This window comes from Nonomuraea sp. PA05, assembly GCF_008086045.1.
In the GTDB taxonomy this organism is placed as follows: Bacteria; Actinomycetota; Actinomycetes; order Streptosporangiales; family Streptosporangiaceae; genus Nonomuraea; species Nonomuraea monospora.
In genome coordinates, this window is sequence record NZ_VSEY01000040.1 from 97,067 (window position 1) to 111,526 (window position 14,460).

Genomic DNA, 14,460 nt, shown 5'->3' on the forward strand with positions numbered 1-14,460 from the left:
CGGCCTCACGTACGCGGGGAGTCCGCCGCGAGCGCCACCCCCTCCTTCAGCTCGAGCACCACCTTGCCGCCCTCGGCGCGGACGTCGCCGAGCCGGGTCACGCCTTCCCGCCCGCCGGGATCCTGGCCGCCGCATCCGGACAGGGCCGCCAGCACGATCATCGCGGCTCGTCTTCGCGAGTGTTCTCTCCCGCCGACGTCCGGACCCGGTATGCAAACGATAACGGTCATCATGCCGCCCTAGGGAGATCGTGGCGATTTGTGGTGGTACGGTCTTGCTCCGAAAATGATTCTCGTTTTCTGGAGTGTCCTTGAGATCGCAGTCCAAATCCCCACCCGCCGCGACGTTCGCCATGCCGGTGACCGTCGCCCTGCTGACCGGCGTCCTCGCGGTGTCGGTGCTGCTGGCGATCGGGCTGGGCGCCGCCGCCGTGCCGCCGGGGGAGACGCTGCGCTTCCTCTGGGCGGCCGTGACCGGCGGCTCCATCACGGCCGACGAGGTCACGGCGTACCAGATCATCTGGCAGGTGCGCACGCCGCGCGTGCTCCTGGCTGTCCTGGTGGGGGCCGGGCTGAGCGTGGTCGGGGTGGCGATCCAGGCCATGGTGCGCAACGCGCTGGCCGACCCGTACGTGTTGGGCGTGTCGTCGGGCGCGTCGGCCGGGGCGGTGCTGGTCGGCGTCACGGGCACACTCACCGCGCTGGGCGTCTACGCGGTCTCGGCCGGCGCGTTCCTGGGGGCGCTGCTCGTGTCCGCCCTGGTTTACCTGGCCTCGCGCGGCGCCGGCGGCCTGACGCCGCTGCGGCTGGTGCTCACCGGGGTGGCCATGGCGTTCGGCTTCCAGGCCGTGATGAGCCTCATCGTCTACTTCGTCCCGGACGGCGAGTCGACGAGCACGGTGCTGTTCTGGTCGATGGGCGGCTTCGGCGCGGCGACCTGGGGCGCGCTGCCCGTCGTCGCGGCCGTCACCGCCGCCACCGTCGTGCTGCTGCGCCGCCACGCGCGCAGCCTGGACGTGCTCGCCCTCGGCGACGAGACCTCGGTGAGCCTCGGCGTGGACACGGTCAGGCTGCGGCGCGGCCTGTTCGTCCTGACGTCGCTGGCGACCGGCGCGATGGTCGCGGTCAGCGGCGCGATCGGGTTCGTCGGGCTGGTCATGCCGCACCTGGTGCGGTTGTGGACGGGCGCCGCGCACGTCCGCGTGCTCACCATCGCGCCGCTGGCCGGGGCCATCTTCATGGTGTGGGCCGACCTGGTGGCCAGGACCCTGGTGGCGCCGCGCGAGCTGCCGCTGGGCGTGATCACCGCGCTGGTGGGCGTGCCGGTCTTCGTCGTGCTGCTGCGCCGCCGCGGCTACCTGTTCGGCGGACGCTGATGGGCGGCCTGCTCGTGCTGGACGAGCTGTCGGTGACCATCGACGGCGCCGCCATCGTCCGTGATCTCGCACTGGACGTGGCAGAACGGCAGGTCGTCGGTCTGATCGGGCCCAACGGCTCGGGCAAGACGACGGCCCTGCGGTGCGTGTACCGGGCGTTGCGGCCCTCGGGCGGCGCCGTCTGGATCGACGGTCAGGAGTTGTCGCGGATGCCGCTGCGCGACAGCGCCCGCGTCATCGCCGCACTCACCCAGGAGGGACGGGCCGACCTCGACTTCACCGTCGAGGAGGTCGTCGCCCTCGGCCGCGCCCCCCACCTGCGCGGCAACCAGGCGCTCAGCGCCCGCGAACGCGACCTGTGCCACCAGGCCATGGCCCGGATGGAGGTGCTGCACCTGGCGGGGCGCGGCGTGCTGTCGCTGTCCGGCGGGGAACGCCAGCGCGTCCTGGTGGCCAGGGCGCTCGTCCAGGAGCCGCGGCTGCTGGTGCTCGACGAGCCCACCAACCACCTCGACCTGCACCACCAGATCCGGCTGCTGTCCATGCTCAGGCAGTCGGGGCCGGCCGTGCTCGTCACCCTGCACGACCTCAACCTCGCCGCCTCCGCCTGCGACCGGCTCGCCGTCCTCTCCCACGGGACGCTCGTCGCCTCCGGGCCGCCCGCCGACGTCCTCACCGAACAGCTCCTGCGTGAGGCGTTCGGCGTCGAGGCCAGCGTCGTCCCGCATCCCCTCACCGGCGTCCCGCAGGTGCTCTACGACCTCGGCACCGCCACCACCACGGAAGGAAGATCCGCGTGAACACACCTACCTCCGCCGCGCTCCTGGCGGGACTGCTCCTGATCGCCGGCTGCGGCGCGCAGGTGGAGGACGGCGGCACCGCCGCACGCACGGTGACCGTCAAACGGTGCGGACAGGACGTCGAGTACACCACCCCGCGGCGCGCCGTCGCCTACGAGGGCGGCAGCGCCGACAAGCTGTTCGCCCTCGGGCTCACCGAGCACGTCCACGGCTACGTCATGCCGCCCGCCAACCCGCCCGTCACGGAGTCGCCGTGGGCGAGCGAGTACGCCAAGGTCAAGTTCCTCAGCGACGACCTGCTCAACCGGGAGCTGGTCGTGGACGCCAAGGCCGACCTCGTCGTCGCCGGCTGGCGCTCCGGCTTCAGCGACCAGCGCGGCATCACCCCGGCCATCCTGGACGGGCTGAAGATCCAGAGCTTCATGCACACCGAGTCGTGCTTCAACTATCCCGGTCATCCCGAACGCGTCACGCCCTTCGACGCCCTCTACACCGACCTGGAACGGCTCGGCCAGATCTTCGGCGTGGAGGAGCGGGCGCGGACTCTCGTCGAGGGGTACCGCAAGCGCGTCGAGGCCGTGCGGGCTCAGGCTCCTCAGGGGGATCCGGTGCCGGTGTTCCTGTACGACTCGGGGACCGACAAGCCGTTCACCGCGGGCCGTCAGGTGCCGCCGAACGACATCATCCGGTTCGCGGGCGGGCGCAACATCTTCGGGGAGCTGGACGCGCGGTGGAGCGAGGTGACCTGGGAGGCCGTCGTTCAGGCCAAGCCCGAGGTGATCATCATCCTGGACTACGGTGACAAGCCTGCCGAGGAGAAGATCAAGTTCCTCAAGGAGTTCCCCACCACTGCCAAGTTGCCGGCCGTGGTCAACGATCGGTTCTATGTGCTCGACTACAACGAGGGGATCAGCGGGCCGCGCAACGTCGACGGGCTGGAAGGGTTCGCGGCGTACCTGCGCGAGCTGGACGCGTGAGCGTGCCGGTTCTGCGTGACCGGCGGTTCGTCCGGCTGTGGTGCGGCACCACCGCTTCGGGGCTGGCCACCTGGGCGCTGCCGTTCGTGCTCGGGCTCGCCGTCCTGGACCGCACGCTCACGGCGGGCGAGCTGGGCGTCGTGCTGGCCGCCCGCACCGTCGGATTCCTCGCCGCGGTGCCGGTCAGCGGGGTTCTGGCCGATCGGTACTCGCGGCGGGGCGTGGTGCTGTGGGCGGGGCTGGCCGCCGCCGTGGCCACCCCGGGGATCGCGCTGGGCCTCGGCGGTTCCGTCCTGGTCATGGCGGTGGCGGCGGTGGTCGTCGGGGCGGGGCAGGGGGCGTGCCGGCCCGCGTTCCAGGCGCTCACGGCCGAGGTGGTGGAGGACGGGCGGCGGCGGCAGGCCAACGCGGCCATCACGTTCGCCGTACGCGTCACCACCCTGGTCGCGCCTGCCGGCACCGCGCTGCTGGCGGTCGTCCTGGACACCTGGGCGCTGCTCATCGGCACCGGCCTGCTGTGGCTGCTCGCCGCCCTGCTCCCTCCCACCGGCCTCCCCGCTCCTGCGCCCGCTCCTGCGCCCGCTCCTGCTTCTGGGCGGGTGCGGTTGCTGGCGGAGTTCGGCGAAGGCTTGCGGGAGGCCCGCCGCCACCCCTGGTTCCTGGCCGGCCTGGCAGCACTGGCCGCCGTCATCTTCACCGGCTACTCAGCCACCGGCGTAGCCCTCCCGCTGGTCAGCCGCGACCGCTACGGCACAGAAGCCGTACTGGCGGCGGCCCTCACCGCCTACACCCTCGGCGCCCTGGCCGGAGCGGTGCTCGTGGCCCGCTGGAAACCCAGAGCCCAGGGCTGGACCGCCCTGGCAGGCCTGGCCCTGTACGGTTTCGCCCCCCTCAGTCTCCTCCTGCCCGTGCACCCCGCCGCCGTGTTCGCCGCGTACGCGGTGGCCGGGCTGGGCATCGAGCTGTTCAACGTGCCCTGGTTCACCGCCACCCAGCGCGAGGTGGAGCCCCGTCTGCTCGCCCGCGTCTCCTCGCTCGACTTCCTCATCTCCTACGGCCTGGCCCCCGTCGGCCTGGCCTTCCTCGCCCCGGCCATCGACGCGTTCGGCTGGAAGCCGGTCCTGGCCGGGTGCGCGCTGGTGTGTTTCGTCGCCCCCGCCGCCGCGGCCCTGGTTCCGGGCACCCGCGGCTTCTCCCGCCGCACGGCCACGCCGGCAGCGTAAGGTTCGGTGAGTGGCATCAGCTCACGTCCCTCTGGGAGAGATGCGATGACGGACAGGAACAGTTCTTCGGGCGCCGGGCTCGGCTTCGGGATCAGCCTCGGCACGATCTTCGGCGTCGTCTTCGGGCTCGCCTTGGACAACCTCGCCATCGGGATCTCGCTGGGCCTGGCCCTGGGGGTGGCCTTCGGCGCCGCCTACAGCGCGCGGAAGAAGAACGACGGCGGAGGGCCGGGGAGCGGTTGACCCTGACGCTGGGTCAACCCCGCACCATGGCCCCATGACCCGACGGAGCAGGCAAGACCACCACGGTCAGGATCCTGTCCACCCTCCTCCCCGCCGACGCCGGCACCGCCAGGGTCGCCGGTCACGACGTGCGCCGGGAGGCCGGCCGGGTGCGGGCGGCGATCGGGGTGACCGGGCAGTTCTCCGCCGTGGACGAGCTGCTGACCGGCCGCGAGAACCTGCGGCTGATGGCCGATCTCGGCCACCTCGACCGGCGCGGCGCGAAGGCGGTGGTGGAGGGGCTGCTGGACAGGTTCGGCCTGGCGGAGGCGGCCGGGCGGCGGGCCGGGACGTACTCCGGCGGGATGAAGCGGCGGCTCGACCTGGCGATGACGCTGGTGACGCGCCCTCGGCTGATCTTCCTCGACGAGCCGACCACCGGCCTCGACCCGCGCAGCCGCCGCGCCCCGGCCCGCCGGCTCATCGAGCTGCTGGAGGAGCGAGGCTGGACGGGCTGGACCAAGCTCGAGCGCGTCCAGCACGACGCCCGTTGAAGCGGTTACACCGCCCTCCTCACTGCGTGGCCGCGTGCTCCTCGGCCAACTCCCGCGCCACCTGGTCCCCGCCCGCGTTCCGCCACTGGGTGACGATGTCCTTCCACGCCGACAGCGGCTTGCGCCCGAAGACGACCGCGGCGATGCCGTCACCCATGATCTGGCTCATCGCCGCCCCCTTGCTCACCGAGGTGGCCGAGCGCAGCCCGTTGGCCGGGTTGGCGACGCTCCTGGGCAGCGTCGCCTTCTGCCAGTCGTAGGTGGCCTGCGCCGTCCGCGGGTGCCCGGGCAGGTGGAGCACGGACGGCGCCGCGCCGATGTAGCGGAACGGCAGCGTGTTGTTGTTCTCGGTCTGGAACAGGTCGAGGGTCTTGATGCCGTCGCCGTCCTTGGTGAAGTGCACGCCCTCGACGCCGTAGTTGGCCAGCTCGTACTCCTTGGTGCCGAACGGGGCGCTGAGGTAGTCGCTGATGCGCAGCAGCATCTTGATCCGCTCGGGCGCGGCCTTCTTGAACGTGACGTAGCCGAACATGCCGGGGCCCTGCCAAGGGGTGGCGTCCGGCCCGTAGGGGTAGCCGAGGTCCAGCTCGAACCGGTTGTTGATCTTGGTCAACGTGGTGGGCGACATGGAGCCGAAGCCGTCCTGGACGGAGGCGACGGTGCCGTTGTGGAAGTAGGTCTGCATGTCGGTGGAGCTGACGGTGAGGCTGTCCGGGTGCACCGACTTGGCCTCGGCCAGCTTGCGCATCACGTCCAGGGCCTGCTCGAACTGCGGGGTGGCCAGCGTGGAGGTGAACTGGCCGCCCGCCAGCGACCAGGTGTTGGGCGCGCCGAGCGAGCCTGCGTGGTAGGTGATGCCGCCGAGCCCGCCGAAGAGCGTCTTGTACCAGCCGAGCCCCCACTTGCGGTCGCCGCTCAGCTCCTTCATCGCGTCCAGGTACTGCTCGGTGGTCCAGGTTTTGGGGATGCCCGCCTCGTTCATGGCGGTGCGGTTGACGAACAGGCTGTTGGCCGGGGTGGGGCGTTCCAGCGGGACGCCGTAGAGCTTGCCGTTGATGCGGCCCATGCCCTTCCAGGCGTAGGCGGGGATGTTGGCCAGGTTCGGGTAGGCCTTGACGGCGTCGCCGCCGATGAACTCCGACAGGTCGGCGCACCTGGCCTGGATGAACTCCAGGGAGTGCGGCAGGGCGAGGTTGGTGAACATGATGATGTCCGGCAGGTCGCTGCCCGAGGCCATCAGGGTGGTCATCTTCTGGCCGTACTCGGGGTCGGGCACGACCGTGACCTGGAGGTCGACGTTGAGCGCCTTGTTGATGGCCTGCCAGTAGCGGTTCTGCGTGACGGGCGTGGGCGGCGGGCCGTAGGTGACGACCAGCGCGGTGACCTTCGAGCCGTCGCCGACCGTGTCGTTCACCGACTGCACCAGCGTTTCCGGATATTTCAGGTAAAGGGGCTGGACGCCGGTGGCGTCACCGGGGGCGTCCGGCTTCGGACCGGCGAACGGCACGTACGCCGGCCAGGGCACGAGCTGCTTGCCCGCGTTGGAGACGCCGCCGCCCGACGGGCTCCCGCCGCCGCCACAGGCGGTCAGCAGCGACGCGGCGGCCACGCCGAGAGCGCCCCTGAACAGGGCACGGCGATCCAGGGTGTTGTCCATGACGAGGATTCCTTCTGGTGGGGGGTGGTTCAGGCCTTGAGCGCGCCGGTGAGCACGCCCTTGGCGAAGTAGCGCTGCAGGAAGGGGTAGACGCACACGATCGGCAGCGTGGCCAGGATGACCACGGCCATCTGCACCGACTGCGGCGAGCTCATGGCCAGCTCGCCGGACGTCTCCGACAGGGCCGCGCCGCCGGTGACGTACTGGCGCAGCACGGTGCCGATCGGCCACATGCTCTGGTCGTTGAGGTAGATGATCGCCTCGAAGAACCGGTTCCAGTACGAGACCGCGTAGAACAGGCCGATCACCGCGATGACCGCCTTCGACAGCGGCAGCACGACCTTGCGCAGGATCGCCAGCTCCCCGGCCCCGTCCATGCGGGCGGCGTCGATCAGCTCCTGCGGGATCGACTGGAAGAAACCGCGCATCACGACCAGGTTGAACACGTTGACCAGGAACGGCAGGACCAGCGCCGCGTAGCTGTCGACCAGCCCCGCGCTCTGCACGACCAGGAACAGCGGCACCATCCCCGGCGGGAACAGGAACGTGAACAGCACCAGCAGCAGCATCGGCTTGCCGCCGTAGACCTTGGGCCTGCTCAGCGTGTACGCCAGCGCGATCGTGCAGGCCAGGCTGAGCGCGGTGCCGACCAGGGTGACGCCGGCGCTGATGAGCAGGGCGCGGGTGATGATGCCGCCGGCCAGGATGTCGGCGTAGGCGTCGAAGGAGAACTGGGTCGGCCAGACGACCCAGCCGCCGTTGTCGATGACGTTCTGCGGGCTGGCCAGGCTGGTGGCCAGCACCGTCCACAGCGGGAAGACGACCAGCAGCACGACGACGCTCAGCGCGACCGCTTTGAGCATGCGGACGGCGAGGCTGGGGCGGCCCATCCAGGCGGGCGCTCGGGTGGTGCTCATGCCTTGTAGACCCCCTGCTCGCCGAGCCGGTGCGCGACCTTGTTGGCGGTGTAGATGAGCACGATGCCGATCACGCCCTTGAACAGGCCGACCGCCGCGGCGTAGCCGAAGTCGCCGCCGGCGAAGGCGGTGACGTAGACGAACGTCTCCAGCACCTCGCCGGTCTCCGGGCCGACGGACTGGCGCTGCAGGAAGAACTGCTCGAAGCCGATCGACAGGAACTCGCCGAGCCGCAGCACCAGCAGCAGCACGATGACCGGGCGGATGGCGGGCAGGGTGACGTGCCACAGCCGCCGTCCCCAGCTCGCCCCGTCGATGGCGGCGGCCTCGTACTGCTGCTCGTCCACCTGCGACAGCGCGGCCAGGAAGATGATCGTGGCCCAGCCGCACTCCTTCCAGACGAGCTGGGCGACGACCAGCGGCCCGTACGCGTCCGGATTGCCGATGATCGAGATCGAGCCCGCGCCCAGGTCGGACAGCCAGCCGTTGACCACGCCCGCGCCGCCGAGCATCTGCTGGAACAGCGCCAGCACGATCACCCAGGACAGGAAGTGCGGCAGGTAGACCACGCTCTGCACGAACTTGCGGACGGTGTCGCCGACGATGCTGTGCAGCAGCAGCGCCAGCGCCAGCGGGGCCGGGAAGAAGAAGACGAGTTGCAGGACGGCGATCGTCAGGGTGTTGCGCACCGCGTTCCAGAACTCGGGGTCGGTGAGCATGCGCTCGAAGTGCGCCAGCCCCACCCACTCGCTGCCCGGGATCCCGAGGAACGGGACGTAGTTCATGAACGCCAGCGCGTTGCCGAACAGCGCGCCGTAGTGGAAGACCAGGAAGTACACCAGGCCGGGCACCGCGATCAGGAGCAGCACGCGATCGGCTCTGATGCGCCGCAGCGGGCTCCCGCGATGGGACGGGGCCTGCGCCTTCTCGATCGGCGGACCGGTCGTCGCCCCGGTGCCGCCACGGACCCGCGTCATGCTCACGTGTTACGCCTCTCTGCGGTGCGGAGCCGAAACAGAATGGTCATGAAGATAAAACGGTTACATGACACGGTCAAGAGTGAGGCTGCGGACTTTCCTGGCCTTCTCGAAGAAGAGCAGGCATGATAATGCCAGTGAGAAGGTTGTCCTACGGAAGCGTTTCCACAGGTCGCCAGGCGAACGTCTTCACGGTCATGCACCCCTCCGAGGCTGTGACGTCCCTCACACCGTGTCACGGGAGTGGCGGGTACCCCGTCTTGAGAGGGCATGACGAACACAACGGTGCTGATCACCGGAGGCAACAAGGGGCTCGGTCTCGAGGCGGCGCGGCGGCTCGGGCAACTCGGCTGGACGGTCTTCCTCGGCTCGCGCGACGAAGGCCGCGGCCAGGCGGCGGCGGACAAGCTGGCCGGCGAGGGCGTGCGGGTGATCATGGTCCCGCTCGACGTGACCTCGGACGAGTCGGTCGAAGCCGCGGCGAGGCTCGTCCGCGAGCACACCGGCAGCCTGGACGTGCTGATCAACAACGCGGGCGCGCCCGGCAGGGGCGTCACGCCCGCCGAGGCGACGGTCGAGGAGATCCACGCCGTCTACGACACCAACGTGTACGGGCCCATCAGGGTCACCCACGCCTTCCTGCCCCTGCTGGAGGCGGCCGGCAACCCGCGCGTGGTGATGGTCTCCAGCGCCGTCGGCGCCTTCTCGGTCGTCACCGACCCGGGGCAGGCCGCCTCGAAGTTCCACGAGCTCGCCTACAGCTCGTCCAAGACCGCCCTCAACATGATCACCGTCAGGTACGCGCAGGCGCTGCCGCACATCAAGTTCAACCTCGCCACCCCCGGCGAGGTCGCCAACCGCAAGTTCGCCGCCACGGACATGAACGGCCACACCGGCGAGCTGACCGTCACCGAGGGCACCGACTCGATCGTCGGGCTCGCGACCCTCGGCGCCGACGGGCCGACCGGCATCTTCGTCGACCGGCTCGGCCCCATAGCCTGGTGACCTGCTGACAAGCCACGTTGACGGGAGAGACGCCGATGCCTGCGGACGAGATGGCGGCGAGCACGTACCGGCCGCTGTTGTTCTCCATCGCGTACGGGATGACGGGAACCGTGGGCGACGCCGAGGACCTCGTGCAGGACGCGTTCCTCGGCCTGACCAAGGCCCGCCAGGCGGGCACCGAGATCGCCGACCAGAAGGCGTACCTGGCCACGGCGGTGACGCGGCTGGGCATCGACCATCTGAGGTCGGCGCGGGTGCGGAGGGAGACGTACGTGGGGGACTGGCTGCCCGAACCCGTCGTCGCGCCGGCGGGCGAGCCGGGGCCGGCCGAGCACGCCGAGCTGGCCGACTCGCTGTCGATGGCGTTCCTCGTGCTGCTGGAGTCGCTGTCGCCGGTGGAGCGGGCCGTGTTCATGCTGCGCGAGGTGTTCGGCTACGACTACCAGGACGTGGCCAGGATCACCGGCAAGACCGAGGTCAACTGCCGGCAGATCTTCGCCCGCGCCAGGCAGCGCGTCGCCGCCGGCGGGCAGGCGCACGACAGCACCCCGGCGCCGGCGCGGCGGGCGCGCGGCGAGAAGCTCGCCCGCCGCTTCTTCGACGCCGCCGCCGGCGGTGACATGGACGCGCTGCTCGGCATGCTCTCGCCCGACGTGGTCTTCCACGGCGACGGCGGCGGCAAGGCGCAGGCGCTCGGACGCCCCGCGACCGACCCGCAGCGCGTCGCGCGGCTGCTCGTCGCCGGGCTGCGCCGGGTCGCCAAGCTCGGCGTCTCCTACCGGCCGGCCTGGGTCAACGGCCGGCCGGGCGCCGTCATGTACGACGCGGAGGGGCGCGTGGCCAGCGTGGTCGGGCTCGAGATCGCCGACGGCGTGATCCAGGCGATCCACTCGGTGGCCAACCCCGACAAGCTCGGCCATCTCGGGCCGGTGTCCGACGTGGGGCTCCTGCCCGAGAGGTGAACCTGCCCCCTGCCGGCTCAGGCCGGGACGTCCATGCGCCGCGTCCCGATCACCGGCAGCAGGCGCACGGCCTGCTCGGACGGCGAGCCGGGCACGGTCAGGGCGGCGCGTCAGCCGCAGCTCGACACCCGGGTCACCGAGGCCGGCTCGTAGACGGCGGCGTAGAACTTCTTCTTGCCCTTGGTCTTCGCGTTGACCGTCATGCACCGGTACTTGGCGGCCTTGTCGCCGACCGAGCCCTTGCGCACGAACGTGATCCTGACGCTGAGCCGGTGGCTGCAGTGGTTGTTGAAGTAGATGGTCGCGCTGGTGTTGCCCTGCCCCCAGGAGAAGTTGGCCCACTGGCCGCTGGGCTTGGAGCACCGGACGCTGTCACGCTCGACCGCCGCCGTGGCCGCGCCGGTCTGTGCGGAGGCGGCCGTCGCCGGGGTGAGAGACAGCGCCGCGATGGCAGCGGAGCCGAGCAGGACGGATGCGAGCTTCTTGGGGTTCATACCTCAACCTCGGGAGAGTCCAACAGATCTTGACAGGCCACCTTATCGACAGTCTCAAAGCAGAGTAAAGGCATGTCCAATATCTACGCGTACGCACCCGTACACCTACAGTAGTCACACCTCGCGGCGGCGCGCTGCGAAGATACGCAGCATGTCCGATGCCAAGCAGTACCCCTTCGAACCCGGCCCGGCGCAGACGCGCGAGATGGGGGAGGCCGTGCTGGCCCTGGTCCAGCGCTTCCTGGACGAGCTGCCCGAGCTGCCCGCCTTCGACCTCGACGGCGCCGCCGGGCTGGCCGCCGCGCTGCGCGAGCCCGCGCCCGAACACGGCGGCGCGTTACCGGATCTGCTGGAGACCGTGCACGCGGCGGCCCGCAGCGGTGCCATCAGCGCGGGGCCCGGCTACCTCGCCTACGTGCCGGGCGGCGGCCTGTACGCGTCCGCGCTCGCCGACTTCCTCATCGCCGCCCTCAACAAGTACGTCACCGTCTGGCAGCTCGCCCCCGCCTGCGCCCAGATCGAGGCCACCGCCATCCGCTGGCTCTGCGACCTGTTCGGCTACCCCGGGCAGGCGCGCGGCATCCTCACCTCCGGCGGCTCGATGGCCAACTTCTCGGCCGTCGTCACCGCCCGCACCACCCTGCTCGGCGAGGACTTCCTCGGCGGCACCGCCTACGTCACCGCCCAGACCCACGCCTCCTGCGCCAAGGCCGCCCTGCTGGCCGGCATCCCGCGCGCGCACGTCCGCGTCGTGCCGGCCGGGCCGGAGCTGACGATGGACCCGCAGGCCCTGGCCGGGATGATCGAGGACGACCGGCGGGCCGGGCTGCGGCCCTTCCTCGTGATCGGCAGCGCGGGCACGACGAACACCGGAGCCGTCGACCCGCTCCCCGAACTGGCCGCCGCCGCCCGCGGCGCGGGGGCGTGGTTCCACGTGGACGCCGCCTACGGCGGCCCGTTCCAGCTCACCGAGCGCGGCCGGTCGCGGCTGCGCGGCATCGAGCTGGCCGACTCGATCACGATCGACCCGCACAAGGCCATGTTCCTGCCGTACGGGACCGGGGCGCTGCTGGTGCGCGACGGCTCGCGGCTGCGCCAGGCCCACCACGTGGGCGCCGAGTACTTGCAGGATCTCGGCGAGGAGGAGGACATCCCCAACTTCACCGAGTACTCGCCGGAGCTGACCCGCGAGTTCCGCGGCCTGCGGTTGTGGCTGCCGATCAAACTGTACGGGCTGGGCGCCTTCCGCGAGGCTCTGGACGAGAAGCTGGACCTGGCGGAGCTGGCCTGCGAGAGGCTGCTGGAGCAGGGCTTCGAGGTGCCGTGGCGGCCCAGCCTGACCGCCGTGGCCTTCCGCTGGGCGCCCGGGCACGGCGACGCCGACGCGTTCAACGCCGAGCTGCTGAGCCGGGTGACGGCCCGCCGCCGCGCCCTGCTGTCCAGCACGCGGATCGGCGGCCGGTACATGATCCGGATCTGCGTCGTCAGCCACCGCACCCACCGGGACCGGGTCGAGGAGGTCCTGGACATCGTCTCTGAGACCTGCGCGGAGCTGCGGGCGGAACTCGGCTACTAGCCGGGCCGCCCCGTCATCGAAGGCGGGGCGCGAGCCGGTCGAGGGTGTCGACGGCGGAGGGCAGGTCCGCGGCCAGCGGATGCAGCAGCACGTGGTCGGCCCCCGCGTCCAGGTGCGCACGCAGCCGGCGGGCGACCGCCTCCTCGTCGCCCCAGGCCAGGGTGGCGTCCACGAGCCGGTCGCTGCGGTCGTCCGCCAGATCCTCGTCACCGTAGCCGAGCCTGCGGTAGTTCGCCGTGTACGGGGTCTCGACGTTGCGCTGCCCCACCCGCAGGACGGCGCGGATCCGCTCCCTGGCCGCGCCGGGGTCGGACTCGATGACCAGCGCCTGGTGCGGGATGAGCAGCGGGCCGGGCCCGAGCGCCTTGCGGGCGGCCTCGGTGTGCTCGACCGGTTGCAGGAACGGGTGCACGCCGTCCGTCCGGTCGGCGGCCAGCCGGTGCGCCCTGGGGCCGAGCGCGGCCAGCACGCGGGGGTAGGCGATGCCGGGCAGCAGGCGGGTGGCGGCCTCGTCCATGGCGTCGAGGTAGTCGCGCAGGCCGCTGATGGGGCGCTCGCCCGGATGTCCGCCGAGCCCGAGCACGAGCCGTCCCGGGTGGGCCTCGGCCAGCGTGGCCGCCGCCGTGTGCGTGACCGACGGAGGGCGGATGCCCACGTTGGCGATGCCTGAGCCCGCGACCAGCCGCTCGGTTGCGGCCAGCATGACCGCGAGCTGCGTGAAGATCTCCCGCCCACCGGCCGGCGCGGCGGCGGGCGGCTCGCCCGTCCACAACGACCGGTATCCCAGCCGCTCGATCCGCGCGAACTGCTCGCGCTGCACGGGCACCGGCGTGCCGAGCAGCGTCTGGGGCGCGATCCACACGCCGTACCGGCCGAGCCTGTCCCTGGTCTCCCCGAGGTCCATCGCCGTTCTCCTTCGCGTTTCGGAGGCTGCCTCCGCTTGTCTGCGGGATACGATACGGAGGCAGGCTCCGGTTGGCAACGGTGAAGGAGAAACACCATGGACCGCGCGACGACCGCGCGCCCGCTGCGCGCCGACGCCCGGCGCAACCGCGACCGGCTCATCGCCGAGGCCCGCGCCGCGTTCGACCGGGCAGGCGTGGCCGCCTCGCTGGAGGACGTCGCCGCACGCGCCGGCGTCGGCATCGGCACGCTCTACCGGCACTTCCCCACCCGTGAGGCGCTGCTGGAGGCGGTGCTGAGGGAACGGTTCGACGCGCTCGCCGCCGGGGCCCGCGACCTGCTCGGCCACCCCTCGCCCCGCGGTGCCCTGCTAACCTGGGCGCGCGGGTTCGCCGAGGCGGGCACCACCTTCCGTGGCCTGACGACCGCCCTGTCGGCCACGCTCCAGGACGAGTCCTCGGCCCTGCACGCCTCGTGCGCGGCCATGCGGGAGGCGGGGGAGGCGCTGCTGGCCGAGGCCCAGCGTGGCGGCGAGATCCGCGCCGACGTGACCGTGGCGGAGCTGACCACGCTGGTGTTCGGGGTGGCGTGGGCGCATGAGCAGAACCAGGGACGGGGGACCACCGGCCTCGACCGGCTGCTCGGCCTGCTGTTCGACGGGCTGAGCGTGCGGTAGGCCACCCGCCGTGCGGAGCGGGCGGCCCGCCCTCGGCCGTGTAGCCGCCGACGTAACCCGTACCGGTGTGGCCCTGATGTTCCGCGCCGGCCACCGCGCCGCCGCGCAGGGTGGCGCTTTCCGCCTCCAGCACCGGGCGCGC

The 14,460-nt window shown here is 71.6% G+C and carries 15 protein-coding genes and 1 pseudogene; 10 read left to right on the forward strand and 6 right to left on the reverse strand.

Features of this window, described 5'->3' with window-relative positions:
• Positions 1-5 precede the first annotated feature (5 nt).
• On the reverse strand, positions 6-161 hold the full coding sequence (locus tag FXF51_RS61320) for a hypothetical protein (protein ID WP_187414942.1): 156 nt from the start codon (positions 159-161) through the stop codon (positions 6-8).
• A gap of 191 nt (positions 162-352) precedes the next feature.
• Between FXF51_RS61320 and FXF51_RS45805 the strand changes: the two genes are divergently transcribed.
• From FXF51_RS45805 to FXF51_RS45830, 6 genes and pseudogenes are all read left to right on the forward strand, one after another.
• Entirely contained in the window at positions 353-1,375 is a 1,023-nt protein-coding gene (locus tag FXF51_RS45805) for a FecCD family ABC transporter permease (protein WP_148441120.1), read from the forward strand.
• Complete coding sequence (locus FXF51_RS45810) at positions 1,375-2,175, forward strand: ABC transporter ATP-binding protein (RefSeq protein ID WP_148441088.1); 801 nt, start codon at positions 1,375-1,377, stop codon at positions 2,173-2,175. Before FXF51_RS45805 ends, FXF51_RS45810 begins: the two co-directional genes overlap by 1 nt.
• Positions 2,172-3,152, forward strand: a complete 981-nt coding sequence (locus FXF51_RS45815; protein WP_262380276.1) for an ABC transporter substrate-binding protein — start codon at positions 2,172-2,174, stop codon at positions 3,150-3,152. The genes FXF51_RS45810 and FXF51_RS45815 overlap by 4 nt, the downstream gene beginning before the upstream one ends.
• Positions 3,149-4,375, forward strand: a complete 1,227-nt coding sequence (locus tag FXF51_RS45820; RefSeq protein WP_148441090.1) for an MFS transporter — start codon at positions 3,149-3,151, stop codon at positions 4,373-4,375. Before FXF51_RS45815 ends, FXF51_RS45820 begins: the two co-directional genes overlap by 4 nt.
• A 45-nt stretch (positions 4,376-4,420) precedes the next feature.
• The gene (locus tag FXF51_RS45825; protein ID WP_148441091.1) at positions 4,421-4,618 is read left to right on the forward strand and encodes a hypothetical protein; all 198 of its coding nucleotides are present in this window, start codon (positions 4,421-4,423) and stop codon (positions 4,616-4,618) included.
• Between the two features lie 38 nt (positions 4,619-4,656).
• Positions 4,657-5,061, forward strand: a pseudogene (locus tag FXF51_RS45830) (ABC transporter ATP-binding protein); the annotation flags it as partial.
• A gap of 109 nt (positions 5,062-5,170) precedes the next feature.
• On the opposite strand, the gene FXF51_RS45835 reads toward FXF51_RS45830, so the two are convergent.
• Genes FXF51_RS45835 through FXF51_RS45845 form a run of 3 tightly spaced genes read right to left on the reverse strand, consistent with a single transcriptional unit; the run spans position 5,171 to position 8,702 of the window.
• Entirely contained in the window at positions 5,171-6,808 is a 1,638-nt protein-coding gene (locus FXF51_RS45835) for an extracellular solute-binding protein (RefSeq protein ID WP_148441092.1), read from the reverse strand.
• Positions 6,809-6,837: 29 nt separating this feature from the next.
• Positions 6,838-7,725, reverse strand: a complete 888-nt coding sequence (locus FXF51_RS45840; RefSeq protein WP_148441093.1) for a carbohydrate ABC transporter permease — start codon at positions 7,723-7,725, stop codon at positions 6,838-6,840.
• Complete coding sequence (locus FXF51_RS45845; RefSeq protein ID WP_148441094.1) at positions 7,722-8,702, reverse strand: ABC transporter permease; 981 nt, start codon at positions 8,700-8,702, stop codon at positions 7,722-7,724. The genes FXF51_RS45840 and FXF51_RS45845 overlap by 4 nt, the downstream gene beginning before the upstream one ends.
• 270 nt (positions 8,703-8,972) lie before the next feature.
• Between FXF51_RS45845 and FXF51_RS45850 the strand changes: the two genes are divergently transcribed.
• Positions 8,973-9,707, forward strand: coding sequence for an SDR family NAD(P)-dependent oxidoreductase (locus FXF51_RS45850; protein ID WP_148441095.1), 735 nt, complete (start codon positions 8,973-8,975; stop codon positions 9,705-9,707).
• A 35-nt stretch (positions 9,708-9,742) separates the two neighbouring features.
• Complete coding sequence (gene sigJ / locus FXF51_RS45855; protein WP_148441096.1) at positions 9,743-10,669, forward strand: RNA polymerase sigma factor SigJ; 927 nt, start codon at positions 9,743-9,745, stop codon at positions 10,667-10,669.
• 110 nt (positions 10,670-10,779) lie between these two features.
• Here sigJ and FXF51_RS45860 read toward each other — a convergent pair whose 3' ends face one another.
• Positions 10,780-11,163: a hypothetical protein gene (locus FXF51_RS45860; RefSeq protein WP_148441097.1), complete on the reverse strand. Its 384-nt coding sequence runs from the start codon at positions 11,161-11,163 to the stop codon at positions 10,780-10,782.
• A gap of 151 nt (positions 11,164-11,314) precedes the next feature.
• Between FXF51_RS45860 and FXF51_RS45865 the strand changes: the two genes are divergently transcribed.
• The gene (locus FXF51_RS45865) at positions 11,315-12,739 is read left to right on the forward strand and encodes a pyridoxal phosphate-dependent decarboxylase family protein (protein WP_148441098.1); all 1,425 of its coding nucleotides are present in this window, start codon (positions 11,315-11,317) and stop codon (positions 12,737-12,739) included.
• Positions 12,740-12,752: 13 nt separating this feature from the next.
• On the opposite strand, the gene FXF51_RS45870 is transcribed toward FXF51_RS45865, so the two are convergent.
• Positions 12,753-13,643, reverse strand: a complete 891-nt coding sequence (locus tag FXF51_RS45870; protein ID WP_148441099.1) for a TIGR03620 family F420-dependent LLM class oxidoreductase — start codon at positions 13,641-13,643, stop codon at positions 12,753-12,755.
• A 96-nt stretch (positions 13,644-13,739) separates the two neighbouring features.
• Here FXF51_RS45870 and FXF51_RS45875 point away from each other — a divergent pair, with 96 nt between their 5' ends.
• Positions 13,740-14,318: a TetR/AcrR family transcriptional regulator gene (locus tag FXF51_RS45875; RefSeq protein WP_148441100.1), complete on the forward strand. Its 579-nt coding sequence runs from the start codon at positions 13,740-13,742 to the stop codon at positions 14,316-14,318.
• Positions 14,319-14,460 lie beyond the last annotated feature (142 nt).

Bases quoted from the DNA above. Each gene is read 5' to 3' on its own strand.
- FXF51_RS61320 (WP_187414942.1), bottom strand. From the start codon at position 161: ATGATCGTGCTGGCGGCCCTGTCCGGATGCGGCGGCCAGGATCCCGGC.
- FXF51_RS45805 (WP_148441120.1), top strand. From the start codon at position 353: ATGCCGGTGACCGTCGCCCTGCTGACCGGCGTCCTCGCGGTGTCGGTG.
- FXF51_RS45810 (WP_148441088.1), top strand. From the start codon at position 1,375: ATGGGCGGCCTGCTCGTGCTGGACGAGCTGTCGGTGACCATCGACGGC.
- FXF51_RS45825 (WP_148441091.1), top strand. From the start codon at position 4,421: ATGACGGACAGGAACAGTTCTTCGGGCGCCGGGCTCGGCTTCGGGATC.
- FXF51_RS45835 (WP_148441092.1), bottom strand. From the start codon at position 6,808: ATGGACAACACCCTGGATCGCCGTGCCCTGTTCAGGGGCGCTCTCGGC.
- FXF51_RS45840 (WP_148441093.1), bottom strand. From the start codon at position 7,725: ATGAGCACCACCCGAGCGCCCGCCTGGATGGGCCGCCCCAGCCTCGCC.
- FXF51_RS45845 (WP_148441094.1), bottom strand. From the start codon at position 8,702: ATGACGCGGGTCCGTGGCGGCACCGGGGCGACGACCGGTCCGCCGATC.
- FXF51_RS45850 (WP_148441095.1), top strand. From the start codon at position 8,973: ATGACGAACACAACGGTGCTGATCACCGGAGGCAACAAGGGGCTCGGT.
- sigJ (WP_148441096.1), top strand. From the start codon at position 9,743: ATGCCTGCGGACGAGATGGCGGCGAGCACGTACCGGCCGCTGTTGTTC.
- FXF51_RS45860 (WP_148441097.1), bottom strand. From the start codon at position 11,163: ATGAACCCCAAGAAGCTCGCATCCGTCCTGCTCGGCTCCGCTGCCATC.
- FXF51_RS45865 (WP_148441098.1), top strand. From the start codon at position 11,315: ATGTCCGATGCCAAGCAGTACCCCTTCGAACCCGGCCCGGCGCAGACG.
- FXF51_RS45870 (WP_148441099.1), bottom strand. From the start codon at position 13,643: ATGGACCTCGGGGAGACCAGGGACAGGCTCGGCCGGTACGGCGTGTGG.
- FXF51_RS45875 (WP_148441100.1), top strand. From the start codon at position 13,740: ATGGACCGCGCGACGACCGCGCGCCCGCTGCGCGCCGACGCCCGGCGC.